The following is a 15533-nucleotide window of genomic DNA, read 5'->3' as shown; positions in this document are numbered from 1 at the left end:
ATCGAAAACAGAGCGTGTAAGATAGGAACACCCAAGGAAGTATTAAAAATTTATGAAACTTCAAACTATAGCTTGTGCAGTAGCGATCGCGACTGGCGGTTTATTCTTCTCTCATACGATGAATGAAGCGAGAGCAGCAACCAATACTGCTGCGGTTTCTCAATCAATCCAGCCAACGCAAGAACAAGCTTTGGTAGCTCGCCAGCTGGCAACTTTAGTTGATCGCCAACATTATTTAAATATGCGTCTGGATGCGACGACATCAAATCGTATTCTCGATATGTATTTAGATAGTCTTGATCCAGATCACTCACTATTTTTAGACGCTGAAGTTCAAAATTATAAAAAACTCTATGGTTCAAATTTTGGTGCTTCATTAAAAGCGGGGAATTTAACTGGACCGTTTGCAATTCATCAGCAATATCGTGAACGCTTAAAACAGTTTTATGAGTTCATGCTGGCTGAATTGAAACAACAGCAAAATTTAAAACAGCCAAATAGTTATATTGAAGTTGATCGTGAAAAAGCACCGTATTTTAAAACGACAGCTGAGCAACAAAATCATTGGCGTAAAATGTTGGTTTCACAGTTAATCAACTTAACCATTAGTCGTGAAGAAGAGCAGGCGAAACAAAAAGCGCTTAAAGAAAATCCTTCACTTGCTAACGGTCAGGACTTAACTGGCCCAGAAGATTTAACGCCAGCTCAAACATTAACTAAACGTTATACACGTCAGTTTGAAAGAATTAGTCGTGTGAAAAGCGATGACGTATTGGACAAAACATTAAATGCAATGTTGGCGACCTATGATCCGCATAGTAACTATTATCCGCCAATTGATGCGATCGAACTAAATCGCCAAACCACCTTGCAACTCGAAGGTATTGGTGTGTCGATTCGTCCAGAACGTGGCAACGAAGATTACACCAAGATTGAAACCATTGTAGAGGGTGGTCCTGCAAGTAAGTCTGGTCAAGTTAAATCAGGAGATCGAATCATTGGCGTCGCTCAAGAGGGCGAGAAAATGGTTGATGTGATTGGTTGGACAAGTTCTGAAATTGTTGGACTCATTCGTGGTAAACGCGGAACAAAAGTCACATTAAAACTTCTTGGTGCCGGTGCATCAATGAGTCAAGCACGTAATGTGACTTTAGTGCGTGATGTGATTCAAGAGGAAGATGCTGGCGTTCGTTCACGCACAGTTGAAGTAACACGTGATGGTAAAAAGCATGTGTTGGGCGTAATTGAAATTCCATCATTCTATTTTGACTACCGTTCACGTCGTGCAGGTCAACAGTACCGTTCAGTTTCTGAAGATACTGCAAATGCTTTCGAAGCACTAAAAGCGAAGAAAGTAGAAGGGATTATTATTGATTTACGTAATGACCCAGGTGGTTCATTAGAAGAAGTTGCACGCATGTTGGGGCAGGTGATTAAGTCTGGTCCGGTTGTACAAATTCGTGATGGCAATGGCAACGTAAGTGTTTTTGAAGACAACGATGGCGGCCAACAAATTTATACAGGTCCACTCGCTGTATTGGTGAACTTGGCGTCGGCTTCAGCAAGTGAGATTTACTCTGCTGCCATTCAAGACTATGAGCGCGGTATTATTATTGGTAGTACAACAACTGGTAAGGGTACAGCTCAGGTACAACTTGATACTCTTGCATACGGTCAAGCGACTTTAACTCAGCGTAAGTTCTATCGTATTACGGGTGGTAGTACACAAAATAAAGGTGTAGTGCCAGACATTAAACTCGTCGATATCTATAACGAAGAGTTTGGTGAACGTAAATCGAAGAATGCGTTGAAGTGGGACACAATTCCTACTGCACCATTTAAGCGTGAAGGTTCTGTTCAGCCTTATGTGACAAAGTTGTCTCAATTCTCTGAACAACGTGTTGGTAATGATGCTCAGTTTAAATATCTAAATAAGCGTACTGCGATTGCTAAGGTAACAAGTGAGCAAAAACAAGTGGTACTTGATATTGATAAGCGCCGTGCTGAATTACTTGGTTTAGAAAAACAAACTTTAGATGCAGAAAATGAACGCCGTGCTGCAACTGGTCAAAAGCCTTTTGCAAATTGGGAAAGCTATCAAGCTTCATTGGATGCTCTAGCTGAATCTCGCGCTAAAATGAAAGCATCACAACGTCCTGCATTACCAGAAGAAGAAACTTTTGTGACTGAAGCTGCAAATGTACTTATGGATTATGCAAAATTGCAAAATCGCTAAATATTACTAGGTCTTAAGAGAAAAGCATGCTGTTATCAGTGTGCTTTTTTTATTTTTCATGTCAGTAAACTGTCATGCATTTATCATCAAATTGTCAAAAAAACTGCTTAATCTTTAAGCATGAAAATAAATACATTGATGGATGGCGCTATGCAAAGTTCATACGCGACAGCACTATTAAAACAACAGCAACTTCCTGAAAGCTTCCAATTCTTTTTTAAACAAAAGCAACTATCTAATACGCATTCATTGCATGATTTAGTGCGTCCACGTTTAAAAATTGCAATTGTTACTGAAACTTGGCCACCTGAAATTAATGGTGTGGCACTTTCATTATTACAATTATGCCAAGGTTTACAGAAACAGGGGCATAAGATTTTATTGATTCGCCCAGAGCAAAAAGCGAAATGCCAAGACTTTACGCCAGAGCAAGAGTGTCTGGTGATGTCGCAGGCGATTCCAAAATATCCGACTTTACAGTTTGGTTGGCCACAATATTTAAAAGTATCGAAAGCTTTTGAAAAATTTGTGCCCGATGTCGTTCATATTGTGACTGAAGGGCCGTTAGGCTTAACAGCCATGCAAGCTGCTAAAGCAAAAGCTATTCCAATTTCGAGTGGCTTTCATTCCCCATTCCAAGATTTTAGCCGATTCTTCGATTTGGCTTTTTTAGTCAAACCAATTCAAAAATACCTTTGCTGGTTTCATAACAATACGCAAGTGACCTGTGTGCCGAGTAAAGATACACAAGAAGCATTACGCGGTTTTGGTATTACTTGCCCGTTGGTTGTGGTTGGACGCGGTGTAGATACGACTAGATTTTCACCGAAGCATCGCTCTGAAAATTTGCGAAAACAATGGGATGCTGATGAGAATACTCGCGTTATGCTTTACGTGGGGCGTTTATCTCCCGAAAAAGAAGTGCAAGTGCTCATTGAAAGTTATGCCAACCTACAAAACATTCAGCCACATAAAACTAAATTAGTTATTGTGGGAGATGGCCCAGATTTTGCTCGGTTAAAGTCACTACCTGCAGCGAAGGATGTTATCTTTACCGGAAGTCTGAGAGGGCAAGATTTGGCAGCCGCCTATGCGAGTGCAGATGTATTCGTTTTTGCTAGCCAAGTTGAAACGTTTGGTAACGTAGTTTTAGAGGCGATGGCAAGCGGTTTACCAGTTATCGCGTATGATTATGCATGTGCACATCAATATCTAGCCCATGGTGTGAATGGCTGGTTAAGCCCACTTGGACAAATAAACCACTTTATACAACAAATTTATCAGCTTCCTTCAGTACAACAACTTAGAGAAATGGGCGTACAAGCCTGTCATAAAGTACAGCAAAGCGGTTGGCAACTTCCGGTTCAGCAATTGGAGCAGGCATTTTATCAGGTAGTGAAGGAGCCCTCGTTGAACTTCACCTAAGTATCCTAAGATAGGAGAATGACCATGAAACTTAAGAATGCAAAAATAAAAATACTCGATTTAGATTTGAGAGGCTGTTTATATCTTAATAATTTTTCTCATTCACAGCGTGTTGCCCTTTTTTTCAAAATTATCAGTCGTGTTGGTGATGGTCCATTTTGGTATCTAATGCTGGCAATCGTGTGGGGAATGCAAGGCATCACCTATAGCTTGCAAATCATCTACTTGTTATTAGGTGGTTCGGTCGGAACAGCAATCTATAAATTTTTAAAACATAAAACAACGCGACCGCGTCCTTATCAGGTGCATCAGGTGATTATACTCGGTGAAAGACCACTTGATCACTTTAGTTTTCCATCGGGTCATACGCTTCATGCGGTCATGGTAACGATTGTGTTGGGTTATATCCAGCCAGTTCTACTTGCAGCTATGTTCCCATTTATGGTGCTGGTCGCTTTGTCTCGGATGGTGTTGGGCCTTCATTACCCAAGTGATGTAATCGTAGGTGCCCTAATTGGTGCAGCAGTCGCTACGATGATTATTTTTATAGCGCCATTATTGAACATTGCTTTATAGGCAGCGGTAATTTTTATCAGCTTAAGCTATCGATTAGGTTTGTGGATTTGCTAAAGTACACAGTTCGTGATTTAGCAGATTAAACAGATAGGAGCCGCTATGGGCTTACGTTGGACAGATACGATTGATATTGCCATTGAATTGTCAGAAGCACATCCAGAAGTTGATCCGCAATGGATCCGTTTTACCGATTTACATGCATGGGTGTGCGCATTACCAGACTTCAGTGATGACCCAAATAAATCGACAGAAGGATTGCTAGAAGGCATCCAGATGGCCTGGATAGACGAAGTTCGCTAAAAACAGTAGAAAAAATCGCAACTTTTACACATTCAAAGCTGATTATTGCCTATGACATCGGTATAATGCGGCAAATTTTTTAATGTTTAAATTTTAAAATAAAGGAGCCACTCATGGCTATTGAACGTACTTTGTCTATCGTAAAACCTGATGCAGTGTCTAAAAACCACATCGGTGATATTTTTGCTCGTTTTGAAAAAGCGGGTTTAAAAATTGTTGCGACTAAAATGAAACACCTTTCTCAAGCTGATGCTGAAGGTTTCTATGCTGAGCATAAAGAACGTGGTTTCTTTGGTGACTTAGTTGCATTCATGACTTCTGGTCCAGTTGTAGTATCTGTTCTTGAAGGCGAAAATGCAGTTCTTGCACACCGTGAAATCTTAGGTGCTACAAACCCTAAAGAAGCTGCTCCTGGTACGATCCGTGCTGACTTCGCTGTAAGCATCGATGAAAATGCTGCTCACGGTTCTGACTCAGTTGCTTCTGCAGAGCGTGAAATTGCTTACTTCTTTGCTGACAACGAGATCTGCCCACGCACTCGTTAATCGAAAGCATTCAAACCAGATAAGTGGTATACTACTTATCTGGTTTTTTTATTCTCTCAAGAGAATATTGTTTGATTATTGAACAATATCTTCAGTTTTTTGACATGGTTTAGGTAAATACACATGAGTTCTGCAGTGGTCGTTTCATCTGAAAATCTTGATGGACAGCAGCAATCTTCGTCCACGCCGGTAATCCCTGCTGCCGAAAATAAAGTGAATTTGCTCGGCATGTCTCGTCCTGAGTTAGAAAAATTCTTTGAAGATATTGGTGAGAAGAAGTTTCGTGCCGGACAGGTCATGAAATGGATACATCAATACTTTGTCACTGATTTTGCTGAAATGACCAATATTTCAGGTAAATTACGTGCAAAGCTTGAACAGATTTGTGAAATTAAAGCACCTGAAGTGGTTCACCGTCATTATTCAAAAGATGGTACACGTAAGTGGGTGTTTCGCGTAGGTGAGGGTGCAGGTTCTTTAGTTGAAACTGTATTAATTCCTGCCGAAGATAAAACTGGATTACGTAAAACACTTTGTATTTCTTCTCAAGTGGGCTGCGCATTAGATTGCTCGTTTTGTTCGACAGGTAAACAAGGTTTCCAACGTGATTTAACACCAGATGAAATTATTGGGCAACTCTGGATGGCAAACTATTCTTATATGGAAGAAGTGCCTGTTGCCGAGCGTGAGCGTTCAGTGACCAATGTCGTGATGATGGGTATGGGTGAGCCACTGCTCAACTATGATGCCGTATTAAGCTCAATGCAGATCATGCTTGATGACTTTGCTTATGGCATGTCAAAACGTCGTGTGACTTTATCAACGTCTGGTGTTGTACCAAAAATTGACCAGCTTGCAAAAGATATTGATGTGGCTTTAGCAATTTCCTTGCATGCACCAAACGATGAGTTACGTAATGAGCTTGTGCCAATTAATAAAAAATATCCATTGGCTCAGTTAATTGCAGCATGTCAGCGCTATATTGCTAAAGACGGTAATGAAAGTACGCGTAAACATGTGACCATCGAATATGTGATGTTAGAGGGCGTAAATGATCAGCCTGAACATGCACAGCAAATGATTAAATTATTAAAAAATTTACCAAGTAAAATTAACTTGATCCCATTTAACCCATTCCCGCATGCACCATATGGTCGCTCAAGCCGAAATCGTATTATCTCGTTCCAAAAAACTTTGTCTGATGCCGGATTTGTGTGTACGATTCGTCAAACACGTGGTGATGATATTGATGCTGCATGTGGACAGCTAGTGGGTCAGGTGGCTGATAGAACCCGCCGTGCTGAACAGTGGCAGAAAAAAGTGACACAGCGTCAAGAGATTTTGCGTACACAAGGATAAATTGAGGGCAGGCTTTGAGTATTCCAAAGTTAAAAACGGTCTTATGTATGGGGATTGCAGTTGCATTTCTGGCAAGTGGTTGCCAGACAACGCATATGCAAAAAAAAGACCCAGAAAAAGCAGTAAAAGTGCGTACACAACTTGCTGCTGAACATATCCGTTCTGGTGACTTGGACTCAGCAAAGCGAGCTCTTGATCAAGCTTTAAGTGTAGATAGCCGCGATGCAACAGCAAACATGATGATGGGGATTTTGCTACAGCAAGAAGGTAGCAAAACCAACTTAGAAAAAGCAGAACATTATTTTAAACGAGCAATTTCATCTGAACCGGATAATGCTCAAGCACATAATAATTATGGTACTTATTTATACCAAATGGAGCGTTATAATGAGGCGATTGAGCAATTCCGTATTGCTGGCGCAACATTAGGTTATGACCAACGCTATCAAGCATTAGAAAATCTGGGGCGTATTTATTTAAAATTGGGTGATGTTGTGAATGCTGAAAAAACATTCAAACAAGCACTCCTTGCTAACCGCGACTCTTATATTTCAATGTTAGAGTTAGCGGAAATTTTTTATTTGCAGCAGCAGATTCCGGCTGCTACACAAATGTATGAACAATATGTTCATACAGTGGGGCAGAAAAATCAGGGTGCAAGAGCACTTTGGATTGGTGTAAGAGTGGCTCGAGCCAATGCGGATAAAATGGGAATGCAAGCGTTAGTAAACCAATTACGTGCCTTGTTCCCGGAAAGTCCAGAATATCAACGTTATTTGCAATTACAGTATAGTACTGAGGCCGTATGGAAATAAATCCTAATTCACAGCAGCCAACTGGCTCAAGCTTACCGACTTCTGCTTTAGGAAATATTCAACGTCCTGGTGAGTATTTACGTCAAATTCGAGTTGCTCAGAATAAAGAGTTAGGGCAGGTTTCTTCAGATTTAAATATGCCGGTTAAGACTCTGACCGCTTTAGAGCAAGATGATTATAAGTCATTGCCAGAAGCGACTTTTATTAAGGGTTATTACCGTTCATATGCGAAATATTTAAATACAGATGCGACGGCAATTATTCAGCGCTTCGATGAGATTTATGCAAATGATACGGGCCTTTTACCAAATCATGCTTTAAATAACTCGCCAATTAAAATCATGGGCAAACTCCCGGGTTCTAATAGCGATCGTAATAAAAAATGGTTAAAACGTGCACTGCTTGCTGTTGTAATTCTTGCTGTTGTGTCATTGCTTGTTATGGGTATCCAAAAATGGACTTCAAAGAAAGACGATGCAGATTTACCTAAAGTAAATCAATCGAATGTTGAAGTTTTACCTATGCAGGGAAGTACCACCTCAACAGTGGGTGACCAATTAGTGTTAAACTTTAACCGACCAACTTCTGTTCATATTGTTGATGCAACAGGTAAAGTTTTGGCGACAGGTCGTCAGTCATCAACTTTAAGCTTAAATGGTGAGTCTCCATTCCAGATTCGTCTTGATGATGCAACAGCTGTGTCATTAAGTCTAAACCAAGAACAGATTTCATTGTCTCCATATACGGTAAACGGTAAAGCAGAATTCCGTTTATCCCGCTAATACCATGAGTTGAGCGATACAATGATAGAGAACCCAATTAAACGTCGACCAACACGTAAAATCCGTGTTGGTTCGGTGTATGTCGGTGGCGATGCACCTATTAGTGTGCAAAGTATGACAAATACCGAAACTTGCGATGTCGATGCAACCGTGGCTCAAATTGAGCGTTGTGTTGATGCAGGTGCTGATATTATGCGTGTTTCGGTCCCATCTATGGAGGCTGCTGAAGCATTTGGTGCAATTCGTAAGCGCGTTTCAGTACCTTTGGTTGCAGATATTCACTTTGACCATAGAATTGCCTTAGCTGTTGCAGATTATGGTGCAGACTGTTTACGTATTAACCCTGGTAATATCGGATCAGATCAGAAAGTTCGTGAAGTCGTTGCAGCGGCACGTCATCATGGCATTTCTATGCGTATTGGGGTCAATGCGGGTTCTCTAGAAAAAGATTTACAAAAGAAATATGGCGAGCCTACCGGGCAAGCACTTCTTGAATCAGCTTTACGTCATATTGATATTTTAGACCGTCTTGATTTCCATGAGTTTAAAGTTAGCGTAAAAGCCTCAAATGTGTTTCTAACCATGGATGCTTACCGCTTGCTTTCTCAGCAAATTGATAATCCATTACATTTAGGCGTAACTGAAGCTGGTATTTACCGTACAGGTACTGTGAAATCAGCAATTGCCCTTGGTGGATTGTTGATGGAAGGTATTGGCGATACGATGCGTATTTCGCTTGCTGCCGAACCGGAAGATGAAATCAAGATTGGTTTTGATATTTTAAAATCACTTGGGCTTCGTTCTAACGGGATTAACTTTATTGCTTGCCCGAGTTGTTCACGCCAAGAATTTAATGTTATTCAGGTGATGCAAGCGTTGGAAGAACGTTTAGAAGATGTTCGTACTCCAATGGATGTGTCGGTAATTGGCTGTAAGGTAAACGGTCCGGGTGAAGCAAAAGAAGCTGATATCGGGGTTGTTGGGGCTGCGCCTCGTTCATTGGTTTATCGCAATGGTGAAAAAAGCCATCTAATCGATACCGATCAATTGGTTGATGAAATCGAAACAATGGTTCGTCAACGTGTCCAAGAGCTTGAAGAAGCTAAATCTAAAGAAATTATTCGTAGTTCATCATGAGTTCAATCGTCGCAATCAAAGGTTTTAATGACATCTTGCCAACGCAAACAGTAGCGTGGAGACGTCTCGAGCAACATTTAGCATCTTTAATGGATGCTTATGGATATCAACAAATTCGTTTGCCGATCGTTGAACAAACGGGTTTGTTTAAACGTGCTATTGGTGATGCTACCGATATTGTCGAAAAAGAAATGTATACCTTTTTCGATAAAGGCAATCCACCAGAGTCATTAACCTTACGTCCGGAAGGTACGGCAGGTTGTGTTCGTGCTTTAGTTGAACATAACTTGTTGCGCGGTGCTACGCCACGCGTGTGGTATATGGGACCTATGTTCCGTTATGAAAAACCACAAAAAGGACGTTATCGTCAGTTCCACCAGTTTGGTGTGGAAACTTTCGGTGTTGCAACTCCTGACATTGATGCTGAATTGATTATGTTGACTGCTCGTTTATGGAAACGTATGGGCGTTGCAGATAAAGTTCAGCTTGAATTAAATACTTTGGGCGAAACTGATGAGCGTACAGAGTACCGTAATGCATTGGTTGCGTTTTTAAACGAACATAAAGATGCGTTGGATGAAGATTCACAGCGTCGTTTAACAACAAATCCATTACGTATTTTAGATTCTAAAATTGAATCTACCCAGAAAATTCTGGAAAATGCGCCAAAACTACATGACTTCTTAAAAGAAGAAAGTTTAGATCATTTTAAGCAGTTACAAGACTATTTGACTGCTGCTGGCATCCAATTTGTCATTAATCAGAAATTGGTGCGTGGTCTGGATTATTACAATAAGACAGTTTTTGAGTGGACAACTACTGCTTTAGGTTCGCAAGGTACTGTATGTGCTGGCGGACGCTACGATGGTTTAGTTGGTCAGCTAAAAGGTAAGCCAGATCAATCTGTACCTGCTGTTGGTTTTGCGATGGGTATGGAGCGTTTATTGCTTCTACTTGAGCAGGTTGAACAGGCAGAAGTTATTCGTGATTGTGAAGTATTTTTGGTTGCAGAACCTGCTTATCAAACCAAAGCTTTGATTTTAGCGGAACAATTACGTGACCAGTTGGAAGCTGCAAATAGCAGTATTCGAATCAAAACAGGTTCGCAAGGTAGCATGAAGAGTCAGATGAAAAAAGCTGATCAGGCTGGGGCTGTTTACGCCATGATTTTGGGTGAGCGTGAATGGGAAGCGCAGCAACTTGCCATCAAAGAGTTGGCAACAGCTGAGCAGTCACAAGTTGCACTGGCTGACCTTGTACCATTCTTAATTGAAAAATTTACAAAATAAACTGAAACATCTGGAAAAGGACAATCACATGAGCTTAAGTGATGATGAACAATTCGACAGCTTAAAGTCGTTCGCAAAAAAATATGGTTCTGCCATCATTAGCGGGATTCTCATTGCATTGATTGCCTTTTTTGGGTGGGAATATTGGCAAAAAAGGAATCTTGCAAGCAGCCAAGTAGAAACTGCAAAAGTACAGCAGTTAATGGATGAGGCAAATGCGAGTGCTGATAATCCTAATGCTTTAACTTCGGTAACTGCATCGGCAGATAAGATCGTGAAAGATGATATCGATTCTGTTCAGGCCATACAGACTCAGTTTGTGTTAGCAAAATTAGCCTATGAAAAACAGGACTATGCAGCAGCTGAAAAAGCGTTGAAGAAAGTTGAAAATTCAAAAGTCAAAGATGAAGGCTTGATTCAAGTTGTAAAATTGCGTTTAGCAGATGCACAATTGGCGCAAAACAAATATGATGAAGCACTAAAAACCTTGTCTGGTAATGTCGATCCTGCGTTTAAAGCAACAGTAGAAGAGTTACGTGGTGATATCTTTGTTGCCAAGAAAGATATTGATTCTGCTAAAAAAGCGTATCAAGCTGCATGGGATTCGTTACTGGAACGTAAACAAGAGCGTCAAATTTTACAAATTAAACTCGAAAGTGTTGGCGTTTTAGTTGAAGATCCACAGATTGAGCGCCCAATTTTGGAAACACAGGTGGAAGAGTCTTAATGAATCAGAAATTCAAACTGCCTTTGGCAATTGCAATCGCATCGGCTGTACTGGTGGGATGTTCTAGCAACAAAGTAAAAGAAGCAAAACCAAATCCACTACCGAAATTGACTGAGTCGAAAAAGACTCTAGTACCGGTGTTTTCGCGCAGTGTTTCTTCTACTGATAAGGCAGATCCGTTACGTTTGCAGCTTGATGCAAGTGAAGGCGTAGTTTTTACGCTTGATCCAAAAGGTGAAGTTGCCGCATATCGTGGTAAACAACGCCTTTGGGAGAAAAAAGTCAGCAAATTAGGCTTAAGCTCTGGTGTTGAAGCTGCTGAAGGAATTGTTATTGTTGGTAATAGTAAAGGTCAACTGTTTGCATTAGATCAGGCAACAGGTGAGCAGAAGTGGACAGCACAGTTATCTGGTGCACTATTAAGTCCTTCTTTAGTTCAGTCTGGACGTGTTATTACCGTTGCTAATGATGGTACTGTGTTTGCTCATGATGCTGCTTCAGGTCAACAAGTTTGGGCGTATAAATTACCAAATGTTCAATTTAGTTTACGTGGACAGGCATCACCAGTGAGTCTTGATCCGCGTACTGTATTAATTGCATCTGCGAATGCATATGTTTATGCAATTGATACGATTAGTGGTATTCCGCGTTTCCAGCGCCGTGTTGCGGTAAGTGAAGGTCGTTCTGATATTCAACGTCTGATTGATATTGATGGTGATCCTACTATTGCTGGACAGTTTATGGTAACGACTAGTTTCCAAGGACAAGTGACCGTAACTGACCTAGCTTCTCAACGTGTAGTTTGGAGTGAAGACTCGAGCAGCACGAAGCGCCCAGAAGTGTATGACAACAAAGTATTCGTTTCTTCTACGGATGGTAAGTTAACGGCTTATGATTTAACGACAGGCGAACAGATTTGGCAAAATGATAGTTTGTTAAACCGCCATTTAAGTAACCCGGTTGTGTTGGGTTCGGACCTTATTGTTGGTGATTTAGATGGAGTATTACATCTTGTTGATCCGGCAACAGGTAAGCTAATTGGTCGTTCAAAAACGAGTGGTGAGGTCAATACATTACGTGTTATTGAGAACCAACTTTACGTTTCGACCAGAAAAGGCGATTTAAGTATTTGGCAGAATCGTTAATTTCGTTTGCTTGTGCTAAAATAGCCGCTTAACAAATTACGCTGTTAAAAAATATCGGGGTGTTTGAATTAAATCAGTTCAAAGCCCCGTCTTTTATTATGGTCATATCTGACCTTAAAATATATCTCCTGTATTGTTTCTAATGCTCATGCCATGAGATATGGCTGGTCTTGAATTAAGGTTATTGTATGAAACCCGTTATTGCGCTCATTGGTCGTCCGAATGTCGGAAAATCAACGTTATTTAACCAGATTACCAAGAGTCGTGATGCACTTGTAGCCGACTTCGCGGGCCTGACTCGTGACCGTAAATATGGTGATGCGACTTATCAAAATAAGTCTTTCATTGTCGTTGATACTGGCGGTATTGGTGAGAGTGAAGGCGGTATTGATAACTACATGGCCGAGCAGTCAAAAACAGCGATCAACGAAGCAGATATTATTATTTTTGTGGTTGATGCTCGTGCTGGATTGTTAGCTTCTGATGAGCAAATTGCTCGTGAACTACGTACTTTAGGCAAGAAAATTTATCTTGTTGCGAACAAGGTAGATGGTGTTCATGCTGAAGCAGCTTTAGTTGAGTTCTACAAGCTTGGTATGGGTGAACCATTACAAGTTGCCGCTAGCCATGGTCGTGGCGTACAGCAAATGCTGGAAGATGTACTTGCGGAAGTTCCAGAAGATGAAAACCCTGAAGAACATGACAAAGATACTGGCTTACGTTTAGCAATTATTGGTCGTCCTAACGTTGGTAAGTCAACACTGGTCAACCGTTTGCTTGGTGAAGACCGTGTGGTGGCATTTGACCAACCAGGTACAACTCGTGACTCTATTTACATTCCTTTTGAGCGTGAAGGTCGTAAATACACCTTAATTGATACAGCGGGTGTTCGTCGTAAAGGTAAAGTTGATGAAATGATTGAGAAGTTCTCAATTGTTAAGACTTTGCAAGCAATGAAAGATGCACATGTTGTTGTGGTTGTAGTCGATGCGCGTGAAGGTATTGTTGAGCAAGACTTACATTTAATTGGGTATGCGCTTGAAGCTGGTCGTGCCATGGTTATTGCCATCAATAAATGGGATAACATGTCTGAATACGACCGTAAGCAATGTAAGCTTGATGTTGAACGTCGTTTTGACTTTATTCCATGGGCAAAAATTCATTTGATTTCTGCTTTACATGGAACTGGGGTGGGTGATTTATATCCTTCTATCCACCGTGCTTATGAGTCTGCAAACTTAAAAGTATCGCCAGCTAAATTGACTCAAATTTTAAGTGATGCGACAGAGGCTCATCAACCACCAATGATTAGCGGTCGTCGTATTAAAATGCGTTATGCGCATATGGGTGGACAGAACCCACCGACTATCGTAATCCATGGTAATAAGGTTGATAAGACACCTGCCGATTATCGTCGTTACTTAGAAAACGTGTTCCGTAAAGTATATAAACTTGAAGGTACGCCAGTTCGTATTGACTTTAAAACTTCTGAAAACCCATTTGAAGGTCGTAAGAGTCAGGTTGATGAACGTACTGCTGCACGTCGCCGTCGCTATATTCAGAAATTTAAAAAAGCAGAGAAAAAATTTAACCGTTAAGTTTTTTTCTGTTCAAAAACCCAAAGTTTTCTTTGGGTTTTTTTTGCAAATAAATGAGCTAGTCTGACGAGTTATGAAAAAGTGTGAGTAATAAACGTAATTTTTTGTAAATTTTATAACGAATGCTATAATCAGCATCTTTATAAAATAATTTATATTTCGACAGAATAACGCGGCCTAGGGTTCATTTTTTAGCATGGTAACATTACATCTTGCTCAGCTTATATTTACACATGCTCAGCCCTCCTATACGGCGCTCGACTGCATCCCGGCTATGCAGCGTAGACGTTTATCACCATTGGCTAAACTTGCTTTAAATAGTGCGATTGGTGCATTAGAGGGGAGTAAGGCCAATTATATCGTTTGGATATCAAAATATGGTGATGAGACCAAAACGTTAAGTATCTTGCAAGATGTTTTAAATGATCAAACCCCATCGCCTACACAATTTTCAACGTCTGTTCATAATGCAATTTCTGGTCTCTATTCAATTTTATGTCAGGATGATACTCCCTCTACAAGCTTAAGCTGTTCATGGACTGAGGGTTTGATTGAGGCTTATGCACTTTTAAAGTCAATGCCTGAGATTAAGCGAGTCTTAGTCGTCGCTTATGATGAGCCATTACCTAGTATTTATGCTGAGGCAATCAATTTTCCTGCCTATGCGATGGCCGCTGTCGTTACTCTAGAGCAACCTAATTTACAAATTACTGCGTGGACGCATACAGATGAAGCAGATGCTCCTGCTTTTGCTCATTTTTGGCAGGATGCCGACCAGTTAACATCTGCATTTGGGTGGAACAAATGCTAAATCTTAAAAATCTCAAGCAAAAAAGTAATTATTGCTGGCGTGTGGCTGCTACTGGTTTTAGCTTTGCCAGTTTTGGGCTAGGCGGTATGGCCATTGCCTCAGTGATTGCACCCGTACTCAATGCAACTACTTCTGATCCACAAAAGCGGCAGCAACGTGCGCAAAATGTGATTAAGCATAGTTTTAAAGGCTTTACCGACATGATGGTCAAACTCGGCATCATGACGTATTCGGTAGAAGGGTTAGAAAAGCTACAAAATAGTCGCCAAGAGTTGGTGATCGCCAATCATCCGACTTTGATTGATGTTGTAGTACTAATTGGTATGATGCAGCAGGCTAATTGTGTCGTGAAGCAGTCTCTTTGGTCGAACCCATTTACTAAAGGACCGGTACAAAGCGCAGGTTATATTTTAAATGCGGGTTCTCAGCAGTTTGTAGAAGACTGTGTAAAGCGTCTAAAAGAAAACAATGCGGCTTCTCTTTTAATTTTTCCGGAAGGAACGCGCACTGAAAAAGGGATGACCCTAAACGAGTTTCAGCGAGGTGCAGCCAATATTGCCATTCGTGCAAATGTACCAATTCGCCCAGTAATTATTACTTGTACACCATCAACGTTAACCAAGAATGAAAAATGGTATCACGTACCATCTCAACCGTTCCATATTGAGGTTAAGGTGTTAGATGCAGTACAGGTATCAGATCTGTTAGATGATTTAACAGTAGGACCTAAACAAGTTCGTCAGTTAAGTCGTAGTTTTTATAAAATTTTTGAAGAAGAGTTATCTTGA

15 protein-coding genes are annotated in these 15533 nt (G+C 40.7%); all 15 read left to right on the top strand.

What is annotated here, in order from left to right; translation table 11 throughout:
- Window positions 1–52: 52 nt before the first annotated feature.
- The 15 genes from POD11_RS09610 (at window position 53) to POD11_RS09540 (ending at window position 15533) form a co-directional block, all read left to right on the top strand.
- Window positions 53–2236, top strand: coding sequence for a carboxy terminal-processing peptidase (locus POD11_RS09610; RefSeq protein ID WP_262457054.1), 2184 nt, complete (start codon window positions 53–55; stop codon window positions 2234–2236).
- 138 nt (window positions 2237–2374) lie between these two features.
- Complete coding sequence (locus POD11_RS09605) at window positions 2375–3661, top strand: glycosyltransferase family 4 protein (protein WP_262457130.1); 1287 nt, start codon at window positions 2375–2377, stop codon at window positions 3659–3661.
- Window positions 3662–3685: 24 nt separating this feature from the next.
- Complete coding sequence (locus tag POD11_RS09600; protein WP_016142244.1) at window positions 3686–4237, top strand: phosphatase PAP2 family protein; 552 nt, start codon at window positions 3686–3688, stop codon at window positions 4235–4237.
- Window positions 4238–4336: 99 nt separating this feature from the next.
- Entirely contained in the window at window positions 4337–4537 is a 201-nt protein-coding gene (gene iscX / locus POD11_RS09595; protein WP_004698764.1) for a Fe-S cluster assembly protein IscX, read from the top strand.
- A 113-nt stretch (window positions 4538–4650) separates the two neighbouring features.
- Window positions 4651–5082: a nucleoside-diphosphate kinase gene (gene ndk / locus POD11_RS09590; protein WP_003654870.1), complete on the top strand. Its 432-nt coding sequence runs from the start codon at window positions 4651–4653 to the stop codon at window positions 5080–5082.
- A gap of 123 nt (window positions 5083–5205) precedes the next feature.
- Window positions 5206–6441, top strand: a complete 1236-nt coding sequence (gene rlmN / locus POD11_RS09585; protein WP_002115097.1) for a 23S rRNA (adenine(2503)-C(2))-methyltransferase RlmN — start codon at window positions 5206–5208, stop codon at window positions 6439–6441.
- 14 nt (window positions 6442–6455) lie between these two features.
- Complete coding sequence (pilW, locus tag POD11_RS09580; RefSeq protein ID WP_262457053.1) at window positions 6456–7256, top strand: type IV pilus biogenesis/stability protein PilW; 801 nt, start codon at window positions 6456–6458, stop codon at window positions 7254–7256.
- Window positions 7247–8038 carry a helix-turn-helix domain-containing protein gene (locus tag POD11_RS09575; RefSeq protein ID WP_016142242.1) on the top strand — a complete coding sequence of 264 codons (792 nt, stop codon included), beginning with the start codon at window positions 7247–7249 and terminating at the stop codon, window positions 8036–8038. Before pilW ends, POD11_RS09575 begins: the two co-directional genes overlap by 10 nt.
- Window positions 8039–8059: 21 nt before the next feature.
- A complete protein-coding gene (ispG, locus tag POD11_RS09570; protein WP_016142241.1) occupies window positions 8060–9175 on the top strand; it encodes a flavodoxin-dependent (E)-4-hydroxy-3-methylbut-2-enyl-diphosphate synthase in 1116 nt (371 codons plus the stop codon).
- The gene (hisS, locus tag POD11_RS09565) at window positions 9172–10464 is read left to right on the top strand and encodes a histidine--tRNA ligase (protein ID WP_016142240.1); all 1293 of its coding nucleotides are present in this window, start codon (window positions 9172–9174) and stop codon (window positions 10462–10464) included. Before ispG ends, hisS begins: the two co-directional genes overlap by 4 nt.
- A 28-nt stretch (window positions 10465–10492) precedes the next feature.
- Window positions 10493–11191, top strand: a complete 699-nt coding sequence (locus tag POD11_RS09560; RefSeq protein ID WP_016142239.1) for a YfgM family protein — start codon at window positions 10493–10495, stop codon at window positions 11189–11191.
- On the top strand, window positions 11191–12336 hold the full coding sequence (gene bamB / locus POD11_RS09555) for an outer membrane protein assembly factor BamB (protein ID WP_262457052.1): 1146 nt from the start codon (window positions 11191–11193) through the stop codon (window positions 12334–12336). The genes POD11_RS09560 and bamB overlap by 1 nt, the downstream gene beginning before the upstream one ends.
- Window positions 12337–12524: 188 nt before the next feature.
- On the top strand, window positions 12525–13934 hold the full coding sequence (gene der / locus POD11_RS09550) for a ribosome biogenesis GTPase Der (RefSeq protein ID WP_005066184.1): 1410 nt from the start codon (window positions 12525–12527) through the stop codon (window positions 13932–13934).
- Window positions 13935–14130: 196 nt separating this feature from the next.
- Window positions 14131–14745, top strand: coding sequence for a beta-ketoacyl synthase chain length factor (locus POD11_RS09545; RefSeq protein WP_262457051.1), 615 nt, complete (start codon window positions 14131–14133; stop codon window positions 14743–14745).
- Window positions 14730–15533 carry a lysophospholipid acyltransferase family protein gene (locus tag POD11_RS09540; protein WP_081033665.1) on the top strand — a complete coding sequence of 268 codons (804 nt, stop codon included), beginning with the start codon at window positions 14730–14732 and terminating at the stop codon, window positions 15531–15533. Before POD11_RS09545 ends, POD11_RS09540 begins: the two co-directional genes overlap by 16 nt.

Origin of the sequence: Acinetobacter sp. P1(2023), assembly GCF_028367635.1 — a bacterium.
In the GTDB taxonomy this organism is placed as follows: Bacteria; Pseudomonadota; Gammaproteobacteria; order Pseudomonadales; family Moraxellaceae; genus Acinetobacter; species Acinetobacter pittii_E.
This window is presented reverse-complemented; position numbering and strand designations above follow the sequence as displayed.